This is a genomic window from Prescottella sp. R16, from assembly GCF_030656875.1.
GTDB lineage: Bacteria > Actinomycetota > Actinomycetes > Mycobacteriales > Mycobacteriaceae > Prescottella.
Map to the genome: position 1 here is coordinate 1,855,167 of NZ_CP130943.1, position 20,867 is coordinate 1,876,033.

At 70.1% G+C, this 20,867-nt stretch carries 20 protein-coding genes; 9 read left to right on the forward strand and 11 right to left on the reverse strand.

Annotation, left to right across the window (positions count from 1 at the left end; genetic code table 11):
- Positions 1–98 precede the first annotated feature (98 nt).
- Positions 99–1,331: an aminotransferase family protein gene (locus tag Q5696_RS08780; protein WP_305094790.1), complete on the forward strand. Its 1,233-nt coding sequence runs from the start codon at positions 99–101 to the stop codon at positions 1,329–1,331.
- Here Q5696_RS08780 and Q5696_RS08785 read toward each other — a convergent pair.
- Complete coding sequence (locus Q5696_RS08785; protein ID WP_305094791.1) at positions 1,273–1,530, reverse strand: hypothetical protein; 258 nt, start codon at positions 1,528–1,530, stop codon at positions 1,273–1,275. The two genes, Q5696_RS08780 and Q5696_RS08785, sit on opposite strands and share 59 nt — an antisense overlap.
- A gap of 17 nt (positions 1,531–1,547) precedes the next feature.
- Here Q5696_RS08785 and Q5696_RS08790 point away from each other — a divergent pair, with 17 nt between their 5' ends.
- Positions 1,548–2,246, forward strand: a complete 699-nt coding sequence (locus tag Q5696_RS08790) for a hypothetical protein (RefSeq protein ID WP_305094792.1) — start codon at positions 1,548–1,550, stop codon at positions 2,244–2,246.
- 367 nt (positions 2,247–2,613) lie between these two features.
- Positions 2,614–3,192, forward strand: a complete 579-nt coding sequence (locus tag Q5696_RS08795; RefSeq protein WP_305094793.1) for a transglycosylase family protein — start codon at positions 2,614–2,616, stop codon at positions 3,190–3,192.
- 60 nt (positions 3,193–3,252) lie between these two features.
- Here Q5696_RS08795 and Q5696_RS08800 read toward each other — a convergent pair whose 3' ends face one another.
- The 3 genes from Q5696_RS08800 to Q5696_RS08810 all read right to left on the reverse strand — a co-directional run bounded on the left by Q5696_RS08800 (position 3,253) and on the right by Q5696_RS08810 (position 5,137).
- A complete protein-coding gene (locus Q5696_RS08800) occupies positions 3,253–3,930 on the reverse strand; it encodes a PhzF family protein (RefSeq protein ID WP_305094794.1) in 678 nt (225 codons plus the stop codon).
- A gap of 83 nt (positions 3,931–4,013) precedes the next feature.
- Positions 4,014–4,547, reverse strand: a complete 534-nt coding sequence (gene ahpD, locus Q5696_RS08805; RefSeq protein WP_305094795.1) for an alkylhydroperoxidase, AhpD family — start codon at positions 4,545–4,547, stop codon at positions 4,014–4,016.
- A 2-nt stretch (positions 4,548–4,549) separates the two neighbouring features.
- Entirely contained in the window at positions 4,550–5,137 is a 588-nt protein-coding gene (locus tag Q5696_RS08810; protein WP_305094796.1) for a peroxiredoxin, read from the reverse strand.
- Positions 5,138–5,285: 148 nt separating this feature from the next.
- On the opposite strand from Q5696_RS08810, the gene Q5696_RS08815 reads away from it, so the two are divergent.
- Positions 5,286–6,218, forward strand: a complete 933-nt coding sequence (locus Q5696_RS08815; RefSeq protein WP_305094797.1) for a hydrogen peroxide-inducible genes activator — start codon at positions 5,286–5,288, stop codon at positions 6,216–6,218.
- Positions 6,219–6,224: 6 nt separating this feature from the next.
- Here the strand turns inward: Q5696_RS08815 and Q5696_RS08820 are convergent, their stop codons facing one another.
- Positions 6,225–6,986: a LysR substrate-binding domain-containing protein gene (locus Q5696_RS08820; RefSeq protein WP_305094798.1), complete on the reverse strand. Its 762-nt coding sequence runs from the start codon at positions 6,984–6,986 to the stop codon at positions 6,225–6,227.
- A gap of 62 nt (positions 6,987–7,048) precedes the next feature.
- Between Q5696_RS08820 and Q5696_RS08825 the strand changes: the two genes are divergently transcribed.
- Entirely contained in the window at positions 7,049–7,474 is a 426-nt protein-coding gene (locus Q5696_RS08825) for a DUF5997 family protein (protein ID WP_305094799.1), read from the forward strand.
- A gap of 87 nt (positions 7,475–7,561) precedes the next feature.
- Here Q5696_RS08825 and Q5696_RS08830 read toward each other — a convergent pair whose 3' ends face one another.
- The 4 genes from Q5696_RS08830 to Q5696_RS08845 all read right to left on the reverse strand — a co-directional run bounded on the left by Q5696_RS08830 (position 7,562) and on the right by Q5696_RS08845 (position 12,879).
- Entirely contained in the window at positions 7,562–8,200 is a 639-nt protein-coding gene (locus Q5696_RS08830; protein WP_305094800.1) for a TM7S3/TM198-like domain-containing protein, read from the reverse strand.
- 19 nt (positions 8,201–8,219) lie between these two features.
- The gene (locus Q5696_RS08835; protein ID WP_305094801.1) at positions 8,220–10,739 is read right to left on the reverse strand and encodes a DEAD/DEAH box helicase; all 2,520 of its coding nucleotides are present in this window, start codon (positions 10,737–10,739) and stop codon (positions 8,220–8,222) included.
- A gap of 34 nt (positions 10,740–10,773) precedes the next feature.
- On the reverse strand, positions 10,774–11,811 hold the full coding sequence (locus tag Q5696_RS08840) for an alpha/beta fold hydrolase (RefSeq protein ID WP_305094802.1): 1,038 nt from the start codon (positions 11,809–11,811) through the stop codon (positions 10,774–10,776).
- Between the two features lie 99 nt (positions 11,812–11,910).
- The gene (locus Q5696_RS08845) at positions 11,911–12,879 is read right to left on the reverse strand and encodes a proteasome assembly chaperone family protein (protein WP_305094803.1); all 969 of its coding nucleotides are present in this window, start codon (positions 12,877–12,879) and stop codon (positions 11,911–11,913) included.
- Positions 12,880–13,014: 135 nt separating this feature from the next.
- On the opposite strand from Q5696_RS08845, the gene Q5696_RS08850 reads away from it, so the two are divergent.
- Together Q5696_RS08850 and Q5696_RS08855 are read left to right on the forward strand one after the other, a co-directional pair.
- Positions 13,015–13,740 carry a sensor domain-containing protein gene (locus Q5696_RS08850; RefSeq protein WP_305094804.1) on the forward strand — a complete coding sequence of 242 codons (726 nt, stop codon included), beginning with the start codon at positions 13,015–13,017 and terminating at the stop codon, positions 13,738–13,740.
- A gap of 137 nt (positions 13,741–13,877) precedes the next feature.
- Complete coding sequence (locus Q5696_RS08855; RefSeq protein ID WP_305094806.1) at positions 13,878–15,029, forward strand: DUF4192 domain-containing protein; 1,152 nt, start codon at positions 13,878–13,880, stop codon at positions 15,027–15,029.
- On the opposite strand, the gene galE is transcribed toward Q5696_RS08855, so the two are convergent.
- Together galE and Q5696_RS08865 are read right to left on the reverse strand one after the other, a co-directional pair.
- Positions 15,009–16,004 carry a UDP-glucose 4-epimerase GalE gene (galE, locus tag Q5696_RS08860; protein WP_305094807.1) on the reverse strand — a complete coding sequence of 332 codons (996 nt, stop codon included), beginning with the start codon at positions 16,002–16,004 and terminating at the stop codon, positions 15,009–15,011. The genes Q5696_RS08855 and galE overlap by 21 nt on opposite strands.
- Positions 16,005–16,043: 39 nt before the next feature.
- Entirely contained in the window at positions 16,044–16,730 is a 687-nt protein-coding gene (locus Q5696_RS08865; protein ID WP_305094808.1) for an iron-dependent transcriptional repressor DtxR, read from the reverse strand.
- A 122-nt stretch (positions 16,731–16,852) separates the two neighbouring features.
- On the opposite strand from Q5696_RS08865, the gene Q5696_RS08870 reads away from it, so the two are divergent.
- Together Q5696_RS08870 and Q5696_RS08875 are read left to right on the forward strand one after the other, a co-directional pair.
- Positions 16,853–18,127, forward strand: a complete 1,275-nt coding sequence (locus tag Q5696_RS08870; protein ID WP_305094809.1) for an acetoin utilization protein AcuC — start codon at positions 16,853–16,855, stop codon at positions 18,125–18,127.
- Entirely contained in the window at positions 18,120–20,834 is a 2,715-nt protein-coding gene (locus tag Q5696_RS08875; RefSeq protein ID WP_305094810.1) for a bifunctional acetate--CoA ligase family protein/GNAT family N-acetyltransferase, read from the forward strand. Before Q5696_RS08870 ends, Q5696_RS08875 begins: the two co-directional genes overlap by 8 nt.
- Positions 20,835–20,867 lie beyond the last annotated feature (33 nt).

Consider the following 20,867-nt stretch of genomic DNA (forward strand, 5'->3'; position numbering starts at 1 on the left):
CCTATCGAAGCCGCGCAACCGCGATTTCGTCCGGAACCTCCGCGTCCACCGTGGCATAGTCGCGGCAGAGGTGATTCGACCGGAGAAGGAGAGCTCGGATGGGCGGAGCACTGTGGCACGGGTTCGCGGACATGGGTGCGGTGCACCGTGACGGCGCATTCGTCGTGAGTCGTGGTGAGGGCGCCTACATCTGGGACACCGACGGCACCCGATACCTCGATGCCACCGCGGGACTGTGGTTCACCAACGTCGGGCACGGGCGCACCGAGATCGCCGACGCCGTCGCCGCCCAGCTGTCGAAGGTGGCGCACTTCTCCACCTTCGGGGACTTCACCCCGGATGTGACCGCGGCCCTCGCCGACCGGCTCGCGCAGATCGCGCCGGTGCCGGGCTCGAAGGTGTTCTTCACCTCCGGTGGTTCCGATTCGGTGGATTCGGCCGCGAAGCTCGCCCGCCGCTACTGGGCCGAGACGGGCCGGCCGTCGAAGCGGCTGATCGTCGGCCGGGAGAAGGCGTACCACGGCATGCACGTCGCCGGGACCGCGCTGGCCGGTATCCCCGGCAACCGGGAGGGCTACGGTGACGGCGAGTTCATGCCCGACGCCCGCACCGTCGAATGGGACGAGGCGAAGAGCCTGCTCGAGCTGATCGAACGCGAGGGCGCCGACCGGATCGCCGCGTTCTTCTGCGAACCGATCATCGGCGCCGGCGGCATCTACCCACCGCCCGCGGGGTACCTCACCGAGGTGCGCGACATCTGCCGTGAGCACGACATCCTGTTCGTCGTCGACGAGGTCGTCACCGGCTTCGGCCGTATCGGTGGCGAGTGGTTCGCCTCCACCCGTTTCGACCTGGACCCCGACATGGTCACCACGGCGAAGGGACTCACGTCCGGCTATCTCCCGATGGGCGCGCTGTTCGTGGCGCCGCGGGTCGCCGAACCGTTCTTCGGTGGGGGAGTGTGGTGGCGGCACGGCTACACGTACGGCGGCCATGCCGGCGCGGCCGCCGCCGCGATGGCGAACCTCGACATCCTCGAACGCGAGGACCTGCTCGCCGAATCGAAGCGACTCGAAACGTCACTGCACGAACACCTGTCGCCGCTGGCCGACCATCCCCGCGTCGCGGAGGTGCGCAGCGGGCTCGGCGCCGTCGCCGCCGTCCAACTGGCGGACCCGGCAGAAGCCGCGCCCTTCGTGAAGACCTTGCGCGAGCACGGCATCTCCGGCCGCGCCGCCGGTCAGGGTGCCATGCAGTTCTCCCCGTCGTTCGTCATGACCGACGACCAGGTCGCCGCCATGGCAGCCGGCGTCCGCGCCGCGCTCGGGTAGGCGTCTCGAGCGGGATGGTGGGGCGGTCGGCTGCGGCGGACGCCTGCGCGTACCGGGTGTGCAGGCGATCACGAACCTCGTCGGGGGTGTAGGCGCGGCGGGCGCGTTCGGCGCGCACCGCCACCGCGCCGGTCGCGGCGACGCCGACGGCACCGGCGAGTCCGAGCAGCTTCCACAGCGTCCTGGAATCGAAGGCCATCGCTCTAACCTAAGGGTATGAACCGGTCCGAGCACGCATCCCGGATGAGCCTCGACGAGGCCGTCGAGTCCACCCGTACCGGCGACATCTGGATCTTCCGTGGCAGCTCGGGGGCGGATCGCGCCATCCGGACGCTCACGAACAGTCCCGTCAACCATGTCGGGACGGCGGTGGTGCTGGACGATCTGCCGCCGTTGATGTGGCATGCCGAGCTGGGGAAATCGCTGCCCGACATGTGGACCGGGCGATTTCAGCGCGGCGTCCAGTTGCACGATCTGCGGGCCGCGGTGCAGGTGTGGGGTGGACGGTACGGCCAGCGGGCGTGGCTGCGACAGCTCGCGCAGCCGGTCACCCGGGAGCAGGAGGACGCGCTGATGCGGACGATCGCCCGCCTCGACGGCACGCCGTTCCCGTCGACCGCCCGGCTGGCGTCCCGCTGGTTCGGGGGTCGGCTGCCCCGGGCGACGTCCTTGTTGCGGAGGCGCACGAGAGTGTCCGGGGCCGGCCTGGAGAGCGCCTACTGCGCGGAGGTGGTGGCGTCCACGTACGAGGCGATGGGTCTGCTCACGTCCGAGCGGCGCACCAATTGGTACGACCCGGGCAGGTTCTGGAGTGGTGACCGGCTGCCGCTCGCGCCCGGTGTCGTGCTGGGCGACGAGATCGAGGTCGTCCTGAGCCGCGCCGATCTGGCGGCCGGGGCTGCCCGACGCCCGTGATCCGGTGGCCCGGGCCACACCTGAGATGTGTCTATTGTCACGTAACGGATGAATAACGGGCGGTCTGTCGACTTGCGGACACGCCGAGTGACGCTGCGTAAACGGCGTCATTCGGGGAGGGGATCGGTACGGTCGTGCCGAAAATACGCGTCGTGACCTTTCCGTGACCGTCACCTACGGTCGGGACAGCCCGAAACCACCGGGCACCGCCGACCCGCTACCGCCACATCCTGTTCCGCAGGTCGGACGCAACCAACTTCCCCGGAACAGGAGTGCGACGGACCACGCTCGTCCCCGCGTCCACGCTCGACTGGAGTGCGATACGAGACGAGCCCGTCTGCCGGCGGCAAGGAGAGGATTCATCCGAATGACCCGCTTCACCCCCAAGCGCGCCCTCGGCGCCGTCGCCGCCACCGCCGCCCTCGCCGCCGTTCCGATGGCCCTGAGCACGGGCGCGGCGAACGCTGCCGGCCACAACTGGGACGGCGTCGCACAGTGCGAGAGCGGCGGCAACTGGGCGATCAACACCGGCAACGGCTACTACGGTGGCCTGCAGTTCTCGCAGAGCACCTGGGAGGCCTACGGCGGCTCGGGCAGCGCCCACAACGCCAGCAAGGCCGAGCAGATCCGCGTCGCCGAGAACGTTCTCGCCGGCCAGGGCGTCGGCGCGTGGCCCGTGTGCGGCCAGTACCTCACCTCGGGCGTCTCCGACGTGTCCGAGCCCATCGCCGCGCCCGCCCCCGTCGCGCAGACGCCGATCCAGCAGGCTGCCGGCCAGATCGCCGAGTCGGCGCCCGTCCAGGCGCTCGGCGGCTCCTCCTACGTCGTCCAGCTCGGCGACACCCTGTCGCAGATCGCCGCGAACCACGGTGTGTCGCTGGCGAACCTGGCCGCCCAGGTCCAGAACGCCGACCTGATCTTCCCGGGACAGACCCTGTCCCTCTGATCCGAGGTCGATGCTCGACGGCCCCGCAGGGATGCATTCCCGGCGGGGCCGTCGGCCGCGTCAGACGCGGATCGTCCGTTCGGGTCGCACCAGCCCGCCCACCTCGACCCAGCCGTCGTCACCGAAGACGGTGCGGATGTGCGACCCGTGACCCTGTCGGATCAGCAACGACCGGCGCAGGTGGGCGGTGATCCGGACGGCGGCGGCCCCGGTCGCCTCGTCCTCCGTGATGCCGAGATCGGGCGCGAACATGCGGGACCGGATACGGCCCTCGAACTCGTCCTCCCACGCCCACAGATAGTTGGGCCCGGACGGGTAGTCGCGGGGATGGGCGTGGACGACGTCGTCGACGTGCAGCATGGGATGCAACGCGAACTCCGGTGCCCACTCCGGTCGGGCGCGGACCCACGTCGCCCCGTGCCGGACGCGGGTGTCCACCCGGCCGGCGGGCGTGTCGAGGGCCGCGATGTCGTGTCCCTGCTCGCGCAGCCACCACGCGGCACCGACGGTCGGGTGCCCGGCGAACGGCAGTTCGGTGGCCGGCGTGAAGATGCGGACGGCCGCAGTGCCGTCGGCGGGGTCGGTGACGAACACCGTCTCGCTGAACCCCAGATGCTTCGCGAGTGCCTGCCGGTCGGCGTCGTCCGGCACCGCATCGGCAGGCGCGATGCCGAGCGGGTTGCCGTGCTCTCCGTCGTCGTCGGTGAACACGCGCACCACGGAGACCTCGATCGTCATGGTGCCCAGGCTATCCCGCGAGACGAAAAGGGAAGGGCCCCCGACACCGTGTGTCGGGGGCCCTTCCGTGACGATCCGAGGATCTAGGCGTTCGCGAGAACCTCGTTCGCGACGATCGCCTGGGCGACACCGGAGAGGGTGGCGGCGACCTTGACGGCCTCCCACACCTGCTCCTTGGTGAGCCCCTCCTTGCGGACGACGGCGTCGTGCGCGGCGGTGCAGTCGTGGCAGCCGTTGATCGTGGACACGGCCATCGACCACAGCTCGAAGTCGACCTTCTCCACGCCCGGGTTGCCGATGATGTTCATCCGCAGCCCCATCCGCACCTGAGCGAACTCGTCACCGAGGAAGCTCTTGGCACGGTAGGAGACGTTGTTCATGCCCATGATCGACGCGGCACCGAGCGCGGCGTTGTAGGCCTCCGCCGACAGTACGTCGGCGGCTTCCTCCGCGATCTCCTTCAGCACGGTCGCCGACTTCGTGGCGGCGGCCGACGCGAGGAACGTGCCCCACAGCTGCTGCTCGGTCAGTTCGGTCGAACGGGCCAGCGAGCTGAGGTTGAGCTTGAGATCCTTCGCGTACTCGGGCAGCGAGTTCTTCAGGTTCTCGATGCTCACTGTCAGACTCCCTCGGACATCAGGGCGCCGGCGTCGATGGTCGGGTCACCCTTCTTCCAGTTGCAGGCGCACAGCTCGTCGGACTGCAGGGCGTCGAGGACACGCAGGACCTCGTCGACGTTGCGGCCCACGGAACCGGCGGTGACCGACACGAACTGGATCTCGTTGTTCGGGTCGACGATGAAGGTGGCGCGGTCCGCGACACCGTCGGCGTTCAGGACGCCGGTGGCCTCGGCCAGCTCACGCTTGAGGTCCGACAGCATCGGGAAGGGGAGGGTCTTGAGATCCTCGTGCTGGGCACGCCACTGGAAGTGCACGAACTCGTTGTCGACCGAGGCGCCGAGCACCTGGGCGTCGCGGTCCGCGAACTCGTCGTTCAGCTTGCCGAACGCGGCGATCTCCGTCGGGCACACGAACGTGAAGTCCTTGGGCCAGAAGAAGACGACGCGCCACTTGCCGGCGTAGTCGTCGCTGGTGACCTGGGTGAAGTAGTCGTCGGGCTGCTGGGCGTCGACCTTGGACAGGTCGCCACCGATCACGGCGGTCAGGTTGTAAGCCGGGAACTGGTCGCCGATGGTCAGCAGAGCCATGTGTCGTCCTCCTACGTGAAAGTGAACATCTCGAGTACCGCGAGCGGGTCCAGTCGTGCCGGACGACCTGCGTTCTTGCGGTATGCACTCCATAGTGCCCCAAACCCTTCAAAAGGTAAAGGTGATAGGTGGCACTACACTGATAGGCATGGCTGATGGGACTTATCAACCGACACTGTCACAGCTGCGTGCCTTTGTCGCGGTGGCCGAATATCGCCACTTCGGAACCGCCGCAGCACGTTTGAATGTGAGCCAGCCCACACTCTCGCAGGCGCTCGCGTCCCTCGAGAACGGTCTCGGTGTGCAGCTCATCGAACGCAGCACCCGCCGCGTCCTCGTCACCGCCGACGGTGAACACCTCCTCGCCCGGGCGAAACTCGTCCTCGACGCCGCCGACGGCTTCGTCTCCGCCGCGGCCGGGGTGGGCGACGGCCTCGCCGGGCCCCTGCGGATCGGGCTCATCCCCACCGTCGCGCCGTACGTGCTCCCCGGCCTGCTGCCCGCGCTGCGCCGCGACATGCCCGCACTCGTGCCGCAGGTCGTCGAGGACCAGACGGCCCGACTTCTCGACGCACTGCGTGTCGGCACACTCGACGTCGCCGTGATGGCGCTGCCGTCCGAGGTGCAAGGGCTCGTCGAAATTCCCCTGTACACCGAGGAATTCGTGATCGTCCTCCCCGGCGGGCATCCGATGGCGGGGCGTGACGACCTGCCGCTGCGGGTCCTCGACGAACTGCCCCTGCTGCTGCTCGACGAGGGCCACTGCCTCCGTGATCAAACGTTGGACCTGTGCCGGTCCGTCGACGCCTACCCGCAGTCCCGGGACACCCGCGCGACATCGCTCGCCACCGTCGTGCAGTGCGTCGCAGGCGGATTGGGCGCCACCCTGGTCCCGGCGTCGGCCGTCGACGTCGAAACCCGCCGCGGCGACCTCGCCACCGCGCACTTCGCCTCACCCGCCCCCGGACGCACCATCGGACTCGTCTTCCGCGGCTCGAGCGGACGCGCCGACGGCTACCGGCACCTCGCACAGATCCTGCGGGACGTCGCGCCGGTGGAGGTGGTGCACGCCGAGTCGTGACGGCCGTCAGCGCCGTCTGCGTCCGCCCGGCTTGCTCTTGGCTCCCGGCCTACCGGGCTTCCCGGACGGTGTGCCGCCGCGTCGCGGGGCCGGGGCCTTGGTGGTCTTGGCTTCCCGGGACACCTTGGCGCCCTTGGTCTTCGGGGTTTCGTGCGGGTTTCGGCCGCGGGAACTGTTGGCGGTGCGGCCACGCACGATCCCGATGAACTCCTCGACGAGATCGGTGGTGCGGTCCTCGGGCCACGACAGCGCGATCCGGGACTCGGGGGCCCCGGCGACGGGCCGGTAGGTCAGATCCTTGCGGTGGTACAGCCGTGCCAGCGACATCGGGACGACGAGCACCCCGACCCCGGCGGCAACCAGTTCGATCGCGTCGGCGGTGGTGGCGGGGCGATCGTTCGCGGCCCGGCCGGGCAATGCGTCCCACACCAGGGGTGTGTCGAGCGGATCGAGCACGAGCTCGTCCGCGAGATCGCTGAGCGCAATCTCGTCGGCGGCCGTGAACACGTGATCCTTCGGGACGACGACGACCGGCACCTCGTCGTACAGGGGAATCGCGCTCAGCCCGTCGCGGTCGACCGGCAACCGCAGCAGGGCGACGTCGGCGCGGCCGTCGCGCAGGGCGACCGTGGCGTCGACGGCGTCGACGGCCACCAGCTCGAGCGGGGTGTCGGCCAGGCGTTCACCCCAGATGCGGACCCACTTCGCGGGGGTGACACCGGGGACGTACGCGAGCCGGAACGGTGGGGGATCGGTCGCCTCGGTCACCCGGTCAGGCTACCCGCAGCGGCGAGTGCAGCCGCGCCGCGCATGCTCGTTACCCTTGACGTATGACGTCGCAGAAGACTCCCCAGACGATGAAGCCCGCCACCGCGGCCAAGAAGCTGGGTGTGTACCTCCAGGCCACCCCCGCCGAGTTCCAGGCCGGCGTGGTCTCGCGCGACGAGCTGAACGAGTGGCAGGCCACCCCGCCCGAGTGGCTCGTCGCACTCCGCAAGGACGGTCCGCACCCCAAGGACGTGGTCGCCGCGAAGCTCGGTGTCTCCATTGCCGGGCTGGCCCGCGGCGGGGTCACCGAGGCCCTCACCACCGAACAGATCGACGCCCTGCTCGCCGACCAGCCGGACTGGCTCGCCGCCGAACGCGCCAATCTCGTCGAGGTGCGCAAGGAGGACAAGCGGATCCGCGAGCAGCAGGCCGCGAAGCGGGAGGCGTCCAACCGCCGCGAACGCAACTCCGGGCCGTTCAAGGGGTAGAAGCGGCCGATACGACGCACTGCGGGCGGTTGCTGCGCGTTCCTCTCGGGGAACGGCACAGCAACCGCCCGCAGTGCTGTGGTGGGGCTATGCAGCAGGAACCGGCTGCCACTGGTCGCGCAGCGTGCGCTCCCGCCCGAGCATGCCGATCTGGGCGAGCAGTCCGGCGACGACCAGGACGATGTAGAGGGTGTACCACCACCAGTCGTGGGAGATCGTCTCGGTGAGGGTGCCGCGGTCGAAGTCGGCGGTGTCGATCGTGCCGACCAGCAACATGACGCCCGCGGTCACGGCAGTCGCCCCACCGAACGAGCTGACCACCACCAGCAGGAGCGCCGGCAGATTCGCCGCCAACGCCAGGACCGCCAGGGCGATACCCACGAGCACTCCGACGAGGACGACGACCCAGTTCCAGGTGACACCGAGCGCCGCCATCGCCGCCGAACCGAGAACGAAGCCGACCGACGCCATCGCCAACGTCACCGCAACCGCGTAGTACAGGTACGCCAGCAGCGAGAACAGCACCGCGACGAGGACGCCGACGATCCAGCCGAGCGCCGTGGCGAACACCCCGTCCCCGGTCACCGCCGACACCAGCCCGGCACCGAGAGCCAGGCCGACGAACGCTCCCCACAGCGCGATGACGAACCGCATCGCCACCACACCCCGGAAACAGAACACGGCGCCGATCACGACGGCGAGAATCCCGATCACTATGTCCGACATGGGGGAACAATACCGCCGCTCAGCCCTCGGCGACCTCGAACTCGTCGAAGACCACCTCGCCGGCGGCGTCGGATTCGGCGAGGTTGACCTCGCCGAGCAGTGCCCAGCCGTGGTCGCCGTTCGGATCCTCGAGCACCTGACGGACCCGCCACAGCGTCGGCTCGACGGTCACCTGGAACAGCAGCGGGCCGCGCGCGGACGGGCCGGTGCCGATCTCGTCGTGCTCGTCGAAGTACAGCTCGAGCAGATCGGACCAGTCGTCGGCGTCGAGACCGTCACCGAGCTCGGCGAGCTCGTCCCACCGCTGCCGCGACGCCAGTTCGACACGCCGGAACATCGCATTGCGCACCATCACCTTGAAGGCACGCGGATTCGCGGTGACCGGGCGCGGCGTGTCCGCACCGAACGCGACCTGCTGGTCGTCGGATTCGACGCCCGGATCGGTGAGCTGCTCCCACTCGTCGAGCAGGCTCGAATCGACCTGGCGGATCAGCTCACCCAGCCACTCGATGAGGTCCTCGATCTCCTCGGTGCGCGCGTCGGCCGGAACCGTCTGCCGCAGAGCGCGGTACGCGTCCGCGAGGTACCGCAGCACCAGTCCCTCGGAGCGGGCCAGCCCGTAGTGGCTCACGAGTTCGGAGAACGTCATCGACCGCTCGATCATGTCGCGGACCACCGACTTCGGCGACAGCGTGAACTCGTTCATCCACGGATGCCCCTCGCGGTACAGCTCGAACGCGGGGAACAGGATGTCGGACAGCGGCTTCGGCCACGTGATCTCCTCGAGAAGTTCCATCCGCTCCTCGTACTCGATCCCGTCGGCCTTCATCTCCGCGACCGCCTCGCCGCGCGCCGCGTGCTGCTGCGCCATGAGGATCTGCCGCGGATCGTCGAGCGTCGACTCGATCACCGACACCACGTCGAGTGCGTACGACGGAGATTCGGGGTCGAGCAGTTCCAGCGAGGCCAGCGCGAACGGCGACAGCGGCTGGTTGAGCGCGAAGTCCCGCTGCAGATCCACGGTCAGCCGGGCGAACCGGCCGTCCTCGTCGGGTTCGTCGAGCTGTTCGACGATCCCCGCCTGCAACAGGCCCCGGTACAGGCGGATCGCCTTGAGAATGTGCTTGCGCTGCGCGGGCCGCGGCTCGTGGTTGTCCTCGAGCAGGTGCCGCATCGCCTCGAACCCGTTACCGGGGCGGGCGATCACGTTGAGCAGCATCGAGTTGCTCACCGAGAACCGGGACACCAGGGGCTCCGGTTCGGCGGCGACGATCTTCTCGAACGTGCCCTCACCCCACGACACGAACCCCTCGGGGGCTTTCTTGCGCTGCACCTTCCGGCGCTTCTTCGGATCGTCCCCGGCCTTCGCGAGAGCCCGGACGTTCTCGATCTCGTGCTCGGGCGCCTGCACGACGACGTTGCCGAACGTGTCGTAGCCGGCGCGGCCGGCGCGCCCGGCGATCTGATGGAACTCGCGGGCCTTGAGCTGCCGGGTGCGGGTGCCGTCGAACTTCGTCAACCCGGTCAGCAGCACCGTGCGGATCGGCACGTTGATACCGACCCCCAGCGTGTCGGTGCCGCAGATGACCTTGAGCAGGCCGTCCTGCGCGAGCCGTTCGACGAGCCGCCGGTACTTCGGCAACATGCCGGCGTGGTGGACGCCGATCCCGTGCCGCACCAGCCGCGACAGGGTCTTGCCGAACCCGGTGGTGAACCGGAACGCGCCGATGGCCTCGGCGATCGCGGCCTTCTCCTCCTTGGAACACATGTTGACGCTCGTCAGCGCCTGCGCCCGCTCGAGGGCCGCCGCCTGCGTGAAGTGCACGACGTACACCGGCGCCTGATGCGTGGTGACGAGTTCCTCGATCTCCTCGCCGATCGGGGTCTGCGAATACGAGAAGTGCAGCGGCACCGGACGTTCCGTTCCCGACACCTCCGTCGTCGGGCGTCCGGTGCGACGGGTGAGATCCTTGCAGAGGTGGCTGACGTCTCCGAGGGTCGCCGACATCAGCAGGAACTGCGCGTTCGGCAGCTCGATGAGCGGCACCTGCCACGCCCAGCCCCGATCGGGTTCGGAGTAGAAGTGGAACTCGTCCATCACGACCTGGCCGATGTCCGATCCCGGCCCCTCCCGCAGCGCCAGATTCGCGACGATCTCCGCGGTCGCGCAGATGATCGGTGCCGACGAGTTCACCGACGCGTCCCCGGTCATCATGCCGACGTTGTCGGCGCCGAACACCTCGCACAGGGCGAAGAACTTCTCACTCACCAGGGCCTTGATCGGTGCCGTGTAGAACGTCCGCCGGCCTTCGGCGAGCGCGAAGAAGTGCGCGCCCAGGGCGACCATCGACTTCCCCGACCCGGTCGGGGTGGCCAGGATGACGTTCGCCCCCGACACCAGCTCCATGAGCGCTTCCTCCTGCGCCGGATACAGCTGCAGGCCGCGGTCGCTCGTCCACGACGTGAAGGCGTCGAACAGGGCGTCGGGGTCGACGTCGCCGGAGTCGGTGGACGGGGGGAGGAGTTCGGGTAGCAGCACTGTTACAGGCTAGAGGCTCGCGCCGACAGCTCTGTCACGTGGCGCTGCGCTCGTCGGATCCCATCGCGCCCAGCACCGCCATCCGGGTCTCGGGGCTGCCGGTGATGTCGGCCTCGCCGACGCCGTCGATCAGCAGGGTGCGCCAGCGGTCCGCATCGAACTCGAGCGGTGTCGTCGACGCCAGGAAGTCCTCGAGAACGCTCAGGAACCGGATCGGCTCGTCCCGGAACGGGAAATGCCCGGCGTCCGCGAAGATCTCGAGCCGCGAACCAGGCATCGCCGAATGCGCCAGATGCGCGTGCGCGACAGGGATCACCGAATCCTGGGCGCCCCAGATCACCTGCACCGGAAGGTTCTCCGTCAGATAACTGCGGTCCAGCATCGTGACGACCTGGCCGCGCCAGTCGACGACCGAACGCAGCGTCCGCAGATATGCCTCGTACGCCGTCGGATCGGGCAGGTCCCCGAGCACCCGCACGAGATCCGGGGTGTCGTGCAGCATCGCCCCCGGGCGCAGCGGCGACCCGTGGATGCGGGCGACGACCGCGCCGGCCGCCCGGACCGCGGTCATCGCCCCCGGCACCCGCAGCAGCTTGAGCATCTCGTTGACCACCGGCACCGACACCAGGCGCAGCAGCGGATGCACGTCCTTCGTGACGCCGCCGGTCGACACCAGCACCAGCCGTTCCACCATCTGCGGGAACTGGTACGCGAACTGCATCGCGACCCCGCCGCCGAGCGAATGCCCGACGACGGTCACCGTGTCGATGCCCAGCACCGACAGCAGATCCCGCACCCCGTTCGCGTACGCGGCGACCGAGTAGTCCGCGCGCGGCTTGTCGGAACGCCCGTGTCCCAGCAGATCGGGTGCGATGACGGTGTGGTTCTCCGCGAGGTGCGGAATGATCTCGCTCCACGTCGACGAGTTGTCGCCGATCCCGTGCAGCAGCAGGACCGCAGGACCGCTGCCGGCGATGCGGAACGCACGCCGGTAACCGTGGATCGTCCGGAACACCAACTGGGGTTCGGTGTCGGGAACCGGGCGGAGCGCACGCGTACGGGGGTCGCTCATGTCGCCTCCAGATGCTGCCGGAACAGCCGTTCGATAACGGACAGGTCTCGCTTTTCGACGATACCTGGACGCCCGACCTGCCGCCGGGGATCGGGTCGGTCAGTTCCCGGGTTCGCCGGAACCCGTGTCGCCGGTGCCGGTATCGGTGTCGCCCAGCCGGGACTGCTCGGCCAGGAACCGTTCGAACTCGGCGCCCAGCTCGTCGCCGCTGGGCAGATCGGCGTCGGTGGCCAGCAGCGTCGACTGCTGTTCCTGTGCGGCCACGTACGAGTCGTACTGGTTCTCGAGGGCCCGCACCACCTGCTGCACCTCCTCGTTCGACGCGATGTGCTCGTCGATCTGTTCCCGCACCCGCGCCGCCGCCTCACCGAGCGCGGCGAGCGGCAGCTCGAGATCCGCGATCTCCATCACGTTCTCGAGCAGCGTCTCGGCGGCCGCCGGATAGTCGGTCTGCGCGAGGTAGTGGGGGACGTGGACCGAGAACCCGACCGCCTCGTGGCCGTGCTCGCTCATCCGCAACTCCAGCAGCGACGACGCGCTGCCCGGCACCTGCAGTTCACCCGACCAGCGATGGTGATCCTCGATCAACTCCCGGTTCGTCGAGTGCGCGGTCACACTCGACGGGCGAGTGTGGGGGATCGCCATCGGGATCGCGTTGATGCCGATGGTCCGACGCACCCCCAGCTGCTCGGCGAGCAGCCGCACCGCCGTGGTGAACCGCTCCCAGCGCAGATCCGGTTCCAGACCGGCCAGCAGCAGGAACGGGGTGCCCGCGGTGTCGCGCAGCGCGTATAACTCCAGCTTCGGGGCATCGAAATCGGAGAAGTGGTCGGCCTTGAACGTCATGGTCGGCCGCCGCGACCGGTAGTCGATCAGTTCGTCCACCGCGAACGACGCCACGAGCTCCGTCTCGAGGCTCTCCCGCAGATGCTTCGTGGCCAGCTTCACGGCGTGACCGGCGTCGGAGAACCCCTCGAGACCGTGCACCAGAACAGGTCCCAGGCCGTCGGCGGAGGACAGATGCGGCGCCGGGAACTCCAGCTCGTACATCTTCGACTGCTCGTCCATGACGGCTCCCTTCCTTACGAACGTCAGCTTCCAGTGTCCACCACCGGCGTCCGCGCACGGAAACCGGCGGTGTGCGATGCGGGTGTGCCACGCTGTCGGGGAACGGGTCGACGGCCGCACGGGAAGGGGACGGTGATGGCCCTGCACCGCAGAACGTCGACAGTGCGCGGCCGGGCGCTGCCCGTGCTCGCCACGGTGGCGGTGCTGCTCGCCACCGGATCCGCGGCAGCGTGCTCGTCCGGCGTCGTCGGCACGCCCCGGCCCGTCGACCACCCCGCAGCCGGGCCGCTCGGCGATCTGCTGGTCGACGCGTCGGCGTTCCCGGAGCCGTACCGGGCGATCGTCCTGCCGCCGTCGGCCGTCGCGCAGGCCGCCCCCGATCTGACGGGTGTCCCACCGGGTGCACGGGTCGACCCGGCCGGCTGTAAACCACCCGCCCAGGACTACGGGCCCGACGGCACCGCCATGGTGGTCGGCACCGACGCCGCGAGCCGCGCCACCGTCACCGTCGAACTCGTGCGCACCCGGACGCCCCTCGCGGAGCTGGCCGCACAGCTCACCGAGTGCCCGACGGTGACCACGTCCCACAACGGGGTGGACGCCACCGTCACCACCGTGCTGACGCCGCCGCCCCCGGCCGACGCCGACGCCACCCTCGCATTGCGCCGGACCGTGACCTCCGGAAACGTGGACCGGGCCGTCACCCAGTCGATGCTCACGCTGCTCGGGCAGATCGGGGACGTGCGGGTACAGGCGACGGCGATGTCGTTCGGCAGTGATCAGGGGGCCGCCAACCTCGATACGACGGCCGTCGACGAACTGTTCACGGCCGCACTCGCCCGGGTGAGCGCGGCACGCTAGCAGCCGGCCCCGACAGGTCCGGCGCCGCCACGGCCGTGGACGGCGGGTTGTCCACAGCCGGAGCGTTCCTCCACAGGTTTTCCGAAAGCCCAGGTCACGGCCGTGGGATCGGCAGAGGTGCGGGGAACGCTCGGGGCATGACGACCTCACCGTTCTCGCAACCACCCACGCCGGGATCGTTCGACCCGGACCACCCGGAGCGCACCGTGGTGCGGATCTCGGACCCCGGCACCCTGATCAGTGCGGTACCCGCCCTGCTCGGTTTCCACCCGCACCGCTCGCTCGTGGCGGTGTGCTTCACCGGTACCGGGGTCGGTGCGGTGATGCGGCACGACCTCGAACTCGGGGACGGCGACCGGATCGCCCCTCCGATGGACCTCGTGCTCGCCCAGTTCGCGGGAGTCGCCGACCGGGAGGGCGCCGACCGGGTCCTCGTCCTCATGATCGACGACCGGCTGCCCGCCCGCCCGCACCCCACAGATCTGGCCCGACACCGCCTGCTCGTCGACGAATTCTCGAACCTGCTGTGGCGCAGCGATATCGAACTCGGACAGGTGCTGGTGTGCCCCAGGATCGTGGCCGGTGCGCCGTGGTGGGACCTCGGCGGCGGACACGGGGGCACCCTGCCCGACCCGGGGTCGTCGGAGGTCGCCGTCGCGCAGGTGGTGGGCGGTCGGGCGATCCGCGCCTCTCGCAACGAGATCGAAGCACTGGTCGCGCCCGCCGCGCCGGCGGTACGGGACCGGATCGCCGACCGCATCGACGACGCCCGGGAACGCCGGGTCCAGGCCACGGCCCTCAACCGTGCCGCAGCGGACCGGACCACGGTCGAGCGGGCCGGACTCGACACCGTGCTGGCCCGGATCGCCCAACTCGAGGCGGGCGACGAACCGGACGGACCCGCGACCGCGGAACTGGCTCTCGCACTCGAGATCACCGCCGTCCGGGACGCCGTCCTGGCCCTCGCTCTGGGGGAGCAGGCCGACGCCGCCGAACAACTGTGGATCCACCTGGCACGGGTCCTACCCGACCCGGAACGGGCCGAACCGCTCGCACTGCTCGGGTACAGCGCGTACGCCCGCGGCGACGGCCCGCTGGCCGGGGTCGCGCTCGGTGCCGCACTGGCCGCCGACCCGTGCCACGGACTCGCGGCCCTCCTCGACCGGGCACTGCAGGCCGGTATCCGACCCACGTCGCTGCGCGAACTCGCCGAACTCGGTCACGACATCGCCGGTGACCTCGGTATCGCCCTGCCGCCGATGACCCCGCTACCGTCGGGCGGCGTGTGACCGGTCGCCGAGTGCCTGCAGGTACGTCCACGCGTCCGCGACGATCTCGTCGAGGTCGGTGTGCGCGGGACGCCAGCCCAACTCGGCGATCGCCCGGTCGCTCGACGCGATGAGTACCGCCGGATCACCCGCGCGGCGCGGCGCGTCCTCCGCCGCGATCGGCAGTCCCGTCACCCGCCGGCACGCCGAAATGACCTCGCGGACAGTGAACCCGGCGCCGCTGCCCAGGTTGTAGATGCGGTGGCTGCCCGGCTGTGACGACTCCAACGCCAGCAGATGCGCCTCCGCCAGGTCGAGGACGTGGATGTAGTCGCGGACCGCGGTGCCGTCCGAGGTGGGCCAATCGGTGCCGAACACCGAGATCTTCTCGCGCTGGCCGAGAGCGACCTGCAGCACGAGAGGAATGAGATGCGTCTCCACGACCCGGTTCTCGCCGGCACCCCGGTACGCGCCGGCAACGTTGAAATACCGCAGGCTCGTCGCACCGAGACCGTACGCGTGCGCGTACGACGTGATCGCGTGATCGATCGCGAGCTTGGTGGCGCCGTACGGATTGGTGGGACGGGTGGGATCGTCCTCGGTGATCGGGGTGCGCTCGGGTTCCCCGTACGTCGCGGCGGTCGACGAGAACACCAGACGCGACGTCCCGGACTCGCGCATCGCGTCGAGCAGCGCGAGGGTCGTCACGACGTTGCCCTGCCAGTACTGCTGCGGCTTCTCGACGGACTCGCCGACCAGCGACTGCGCCGCGAAATGCAGGACGCCGTCGAAACGCGGTGCGCCGCCGCCGGATCCGAGAACGGATCCGGCGACGGCGGCCACGTCACCCTCGACGAACTCGGCACCCGCAGGCACCGCGTCGGCATTACCGGTGGACAGGTCGTCGACCACGACGACCTCGTGACCGCGTTCGAGTAGAACCGTGCTGCACACGCTACCCACGTAGCCGGCACCGCCGGTCACCAGAAGTCTCACCGCTTGTCTCCTCGCTCGCCGCAACCGGCGAGCGAGGCGTCAGACCTGCTTCACCTGAACGGCGTGGGCCATTTCCTCGGGAAGGTCGAATTCGTCGTGGCCGGACGCGGTGATCGTCACCGAACCGGGCCTGGTCTCGACTGTAACCCGAGCATCGGGCACCACGCCCGCCGCACGGAGCTGACCGATCAGTTCCGGATCGGACTGCACATGCTCGGCCAGGCGCCGGACCACGACGGCCGTCGGCTTGCCGGCCGGCACCTCCGTGAGCCGGATCAGGGTCTCCGCCTCGCCGGCGGGCCGATCCAGACCCAGCTCCGCGAGCCCCGGAATCGGGTTCCCGTAGGGGGAGGTGGTCGGGTTCTTGAGCACCTCCACCAGACGTCGTTCGACGTCCTCGCTCATCACGTGCTCCCAGCGGCACGCCTCGGCGTGCACCTGGTCCCAGTCGAGACCGATGATGTCGACGAGCAGACGCTCGGCGAGCCGATGCTTGCGCATCACGGCGACCGCGAGGCCGCGGCCCTTCTCGGTCAACCGCAGGTGCCGGTCCCCGGCCACCTGCACCAGGCCGTCCCGCTCCATGCGGGCCACGGTCTGGCTCACCGTCGGGCCACTCTGCTCGAGCCGTTCGGCGATCCGTGCTCGAAGAGGGATGATCCCCTCTTCTTCCAAGTCGTAGATCGTCCGGAGATACATCTCCGTGGTGTCGACCAGATCCTTCACTCTCACACCCCTTCGTCGCGAGCGATTCTACCGGGAGAACAGGGACGAAGGTCCCGCTCGGTGAGAAGGCGCGTCGGTACGGCACATCGCCTCGTGTACGCCGCGCCCAGTAGCGTGAGCGCATGACCGCGCCGACAGATCTCGCACCCGGGAACGCCGCGTCCGGAACCGACCGTGTCGTGGTGTGGAGTCCGGAGTACCTCGGTTACCGCTGGAGCCCACAACACCCGATGAATCCGACCCGGCTGGAGCTGACGATGGATCTGGCCACCGGCCTCGGTCTCGTCGAGGGAGCCGAGATCGTGCGGCCGGACGCGGCGTCCGACACCGACCTGCTGCGCATCCACACCCCCGCCTACATCGCCGCCGTCAAACGCGCCGGCTCGGAGACCGCCGACGAACTGCCCCCGGAGATCGCGGCCCGGCACGGACTCGGCAACGACGACAACCCGATCTTCGAGCACATGCACGAGGCCAGCGCCGTCCTCGCCGGCGGCACCCTGGCCGCGGCGCGCGAGATCGCGTCCGGCCGAGCCCGCCGCGCGGTGAGCATCGGCGGCGGCATGCATCACGCGATGCCCGACTGGGCGTCGGGATTCTGCGTGTACAACGACGCCGCGATCGCGATCTCCTGGCTTCTCGACCACGGCTTCGACCGCATCGCCTACATCGACATCGACGCCCACCACGGCGACGGCGTCCAGCACGCGTTCCTCGGAGACCCCCGCGTGCTGACCGTGTCCGTGCACCAGCATCCGGCCACCCTGTGGCCCAACACCGGCTGGTCGAGCGAGATCGGTTCCGGGGCCGCGGAGGGCACCGCCGTCAACCTGCCGGTGCTGCCCGGCACCGGGGACGCACTGTGGCTCCGCGCCTTCCACGCCGTCGTCCCGGCCGCGGTCGCGGCGTTCCGGCCACAGATCGTGATCAGCCAGTGCGGCGCCGACAACCACCGCGAGGACCCACTCGCCGACCTCGCACTCACCGTCGACGGGCAACGCGCCGCCTACCTGGCGATGCGCGACCTCGCCGACCGGTACGCCGAGGGCCGCTGGCTCGCCGTCGGCGGCGGCGGCTACGGACTCGTCCGGGTGGTGCCACGCTCGTGGACCCATCTGATCGCCACCGCCCTCGACCGGGAGATCGACCCCGCGACCGCGACACCGGAGCAGTGGCGGGCCAAGGCCCGCGCCATCGCCCCGAGCATCGCACTGCCCACCACGATGGGGGAGGGCGGAGACGTCGGCTACCTGCACTGGGAGGGGCCGGGCACTACCCCGGAAACCGGTGTGGCGTCACTGGATCGGGCACTCACCCGCATCGACGCCTCGATCGCCGCGACCCGCCGCGCCACCTTCCCGCTACTCGGACTCGACCCGGAGGACCCTCGTGACTGACGACACCGCCCCCGACAGCGCCAGGAACCCCGCCGCTCCGGTCGAGGACCGGGCCCGCGACTTCCCACGGCACTGGCTCGCGGACGTCCTGGCCTCCGACGGCGGTGTCGTCCACCTGCGGCCGATCGTCCCCGAGGACGCCGAGAAGCTCGTCGCCTTCCACGGGAAGCTGTCCGAGCGCACCCGCTACCTGCGCTACTTCGGCCCCTACCCGACGATGTCGAAACGCGACATCGTGAACTTCACGACCGTCGACCACCACGACCGGGTCGCGTTCGTCGCCGTCCTCGGCGACGAGATCATCGCCGTCGGACGCTACGAGAGGCTCCGCAACATCGGCGACGGCCGGTCCGCGGAGGTGGCGTTCGTCGTCGCCGACTCGCATCAGGGCCGCGGACTCGGCCCGATCCTGCTCGAGCACCTCGCCGGCGCCGCCGCCGAGAACGGCCTGACCATGTTCGTCGCCGAGGTCCTCGCCGAGAACCGCAACATGGTGTCGGTGTTCCGGGAGGCCGGATACCAGGTCAGCCGCAGCTTCGACGGCGGTGTCCTGCGACTCGAATTCGCGATCGACCCCACCGAAGCGCTGCTGTCGGTGCGCAATTCCCGGGAACGGGCCGCCGAGGCCCGCAGCGTCCGCAACGTTCTCAGCCCCCGCTCCGTCGCGGTGATCGGCGCCTCCACCGACAGCTCCAAGGTCGGCAACGCAGTCCTGGTGAACCTGCTGCGGGGCAACTTCACCGGTCCGGTGTACCCGGTCAACGCCGAGCACCGCTCGGTCCGCGGCGTCCGCGCCTACCCCACGGTCCGCGACATCCCGGACCCCGTCGACCTCGCGGTGGTCGCGGTCCCCGCCGAATCGATCGACGCCGTCCTCGACGACTGCCTCGCCAAAGGCGTCAAGGCGCTCGTCGTGGTGTCCGCCGGTTTCAGTGAAACCGGTGCGCCCGGACGCGATTCCGAACGCCGGCTCGTGCACGCGGCCCGGGCCCACGGTATGCGGCTGATCGGCCCGAACGCGCTCGGCGTCGCCAACAACGACGTCACGGTCTCCCTCAACGCGACCCTGGCGCCGGTACTGCCCGAGCCCGGCAAGGTGGGCTTCTTCTGCCAGTCCGGCGCCCTCGGCATCGCCATCCTCGATCAGGCCGCGAAACGGCAACTGGGCCTGTCGACGTTCGTCTCCGCCGGCAACCGCGCCGACGTCTCCGGCAACGACCTGCTGCAGTACTGGGACACCGACCCCGAGACCGAGGTCGTCCTGCTGTACCTCGAGAGCTTCGGCAACCCCCGCAAGTTCTCCCGCATCGCCCGCCGGGTGGCCCGCAACAAGCCGATCGTGGCGGTCAAGAGCGGTCGGCACGCCGTACCTCCGGCCCTCGCCGCGACCGGTGTCGGACCCGAGATGGACGACTCGATCGTGCGGGCCCTGTTCGAACAGGCCGGTGTCGTGCAGGTGGGGTCGATCTCGCAGCTGTTCGACTGCGCGATGCTGTTCGGCTACCAGCCGCTGCCGACGGGCCCCCGGGTCGCCGTCGTCGGCAACTCGTCGGCCCTCGGACTCCTCGCCGCCGACGCGGCCCGCCGCGAGGGCCTGCACGTGGGCGACCCCGTCGACCTCGGTGCGCAGGCCACCCCGGACGTGTTCGCGGACGCGGTGTCCACCGCGCTCGCCTCCGCCGACGTCGACGCCGTCATCGCGGTGTTCGCGCCCCCCGTCGCGGTCACCGTCGAGCCGTACGCGCAGGCGCTGCGGGAAGCCGTCACCGGTACCGACAAGCCGGTCCTGACCACCTTCCTGGCCACCGAGGGCATCCCGGACGTGCTGGCGGTCCGCGACGCCAACGGATACCCGGCGCGCGGGTCGGTCCCGTCGTTCCCCGGCCCGGAACGGGCGGCCCTCGCCCTCGCCCGGGCCTGGCGGTACGCGGCATGGCGCAGCCGGCCGGTGTCGAAGGTGGTGCGCCCCGGCGGCATCGACCCGGACCGGGCCCGGAACCTGGTCCGCGGGTGGCTCGCCGCATCCGACGGGCGCTGGCTGTCCGACGTCGAGGCCGCGCAACTGCTCGCGTGCTACGGCGTCCACGTCGTCGAGTTCTCGTCCGCCACCACCGAGAACGAGGCGGTCGAAGCGGCCGACGCGCTCGGCTACCCGGTCGCGGTCAAGGCGACCGGGGAGCAGTGGCGGCACCGACCCGACCTCAGCGGCGTCCGACTCGACCTGGGCGGCCCGGACGCCGTCCGGGCGGCCTACCGCAGCCTGGCCGCCATGTCGGGGGAGCCGCTGCTGCACGTGCAGAAGATGGCCACCAAGGGCATCGGGTGCGTCGTCGGCGTGCAGGACGACCCGTCGTTCGGTTCACTGATCTCGTTCGGTCTGGCCGGAGTCATCTCCGACCTGCTCGGCGACCGCGCCTATCGGGTGCTGCCGCTCACCGAGGACGAGGCGGCGGAACTGATCGACGCCCCCAAGGCGGCGCCGCTGCTGTCCGGCTACCGCAGTGCGGCCCCCGTGAACAAGAAGGCGCTCGTCGACCTCGTGCAGCGGGTGTCGGCGCTCGCCGACGACATTCCTGAGGTGCGTTCGCTCGCGTGCGAGCCGGTGCTGGCGTCGGCGGAGGGTGCTCAGGTCACCGACGCCCGCGTCCGTATCGGACCCGAACCGAGCACCGTCGACCTGGGGCCGCGCCGACTGCGGGAGTGGTGATTCCCACACCACACCCGGGAGAGACGGAACCGG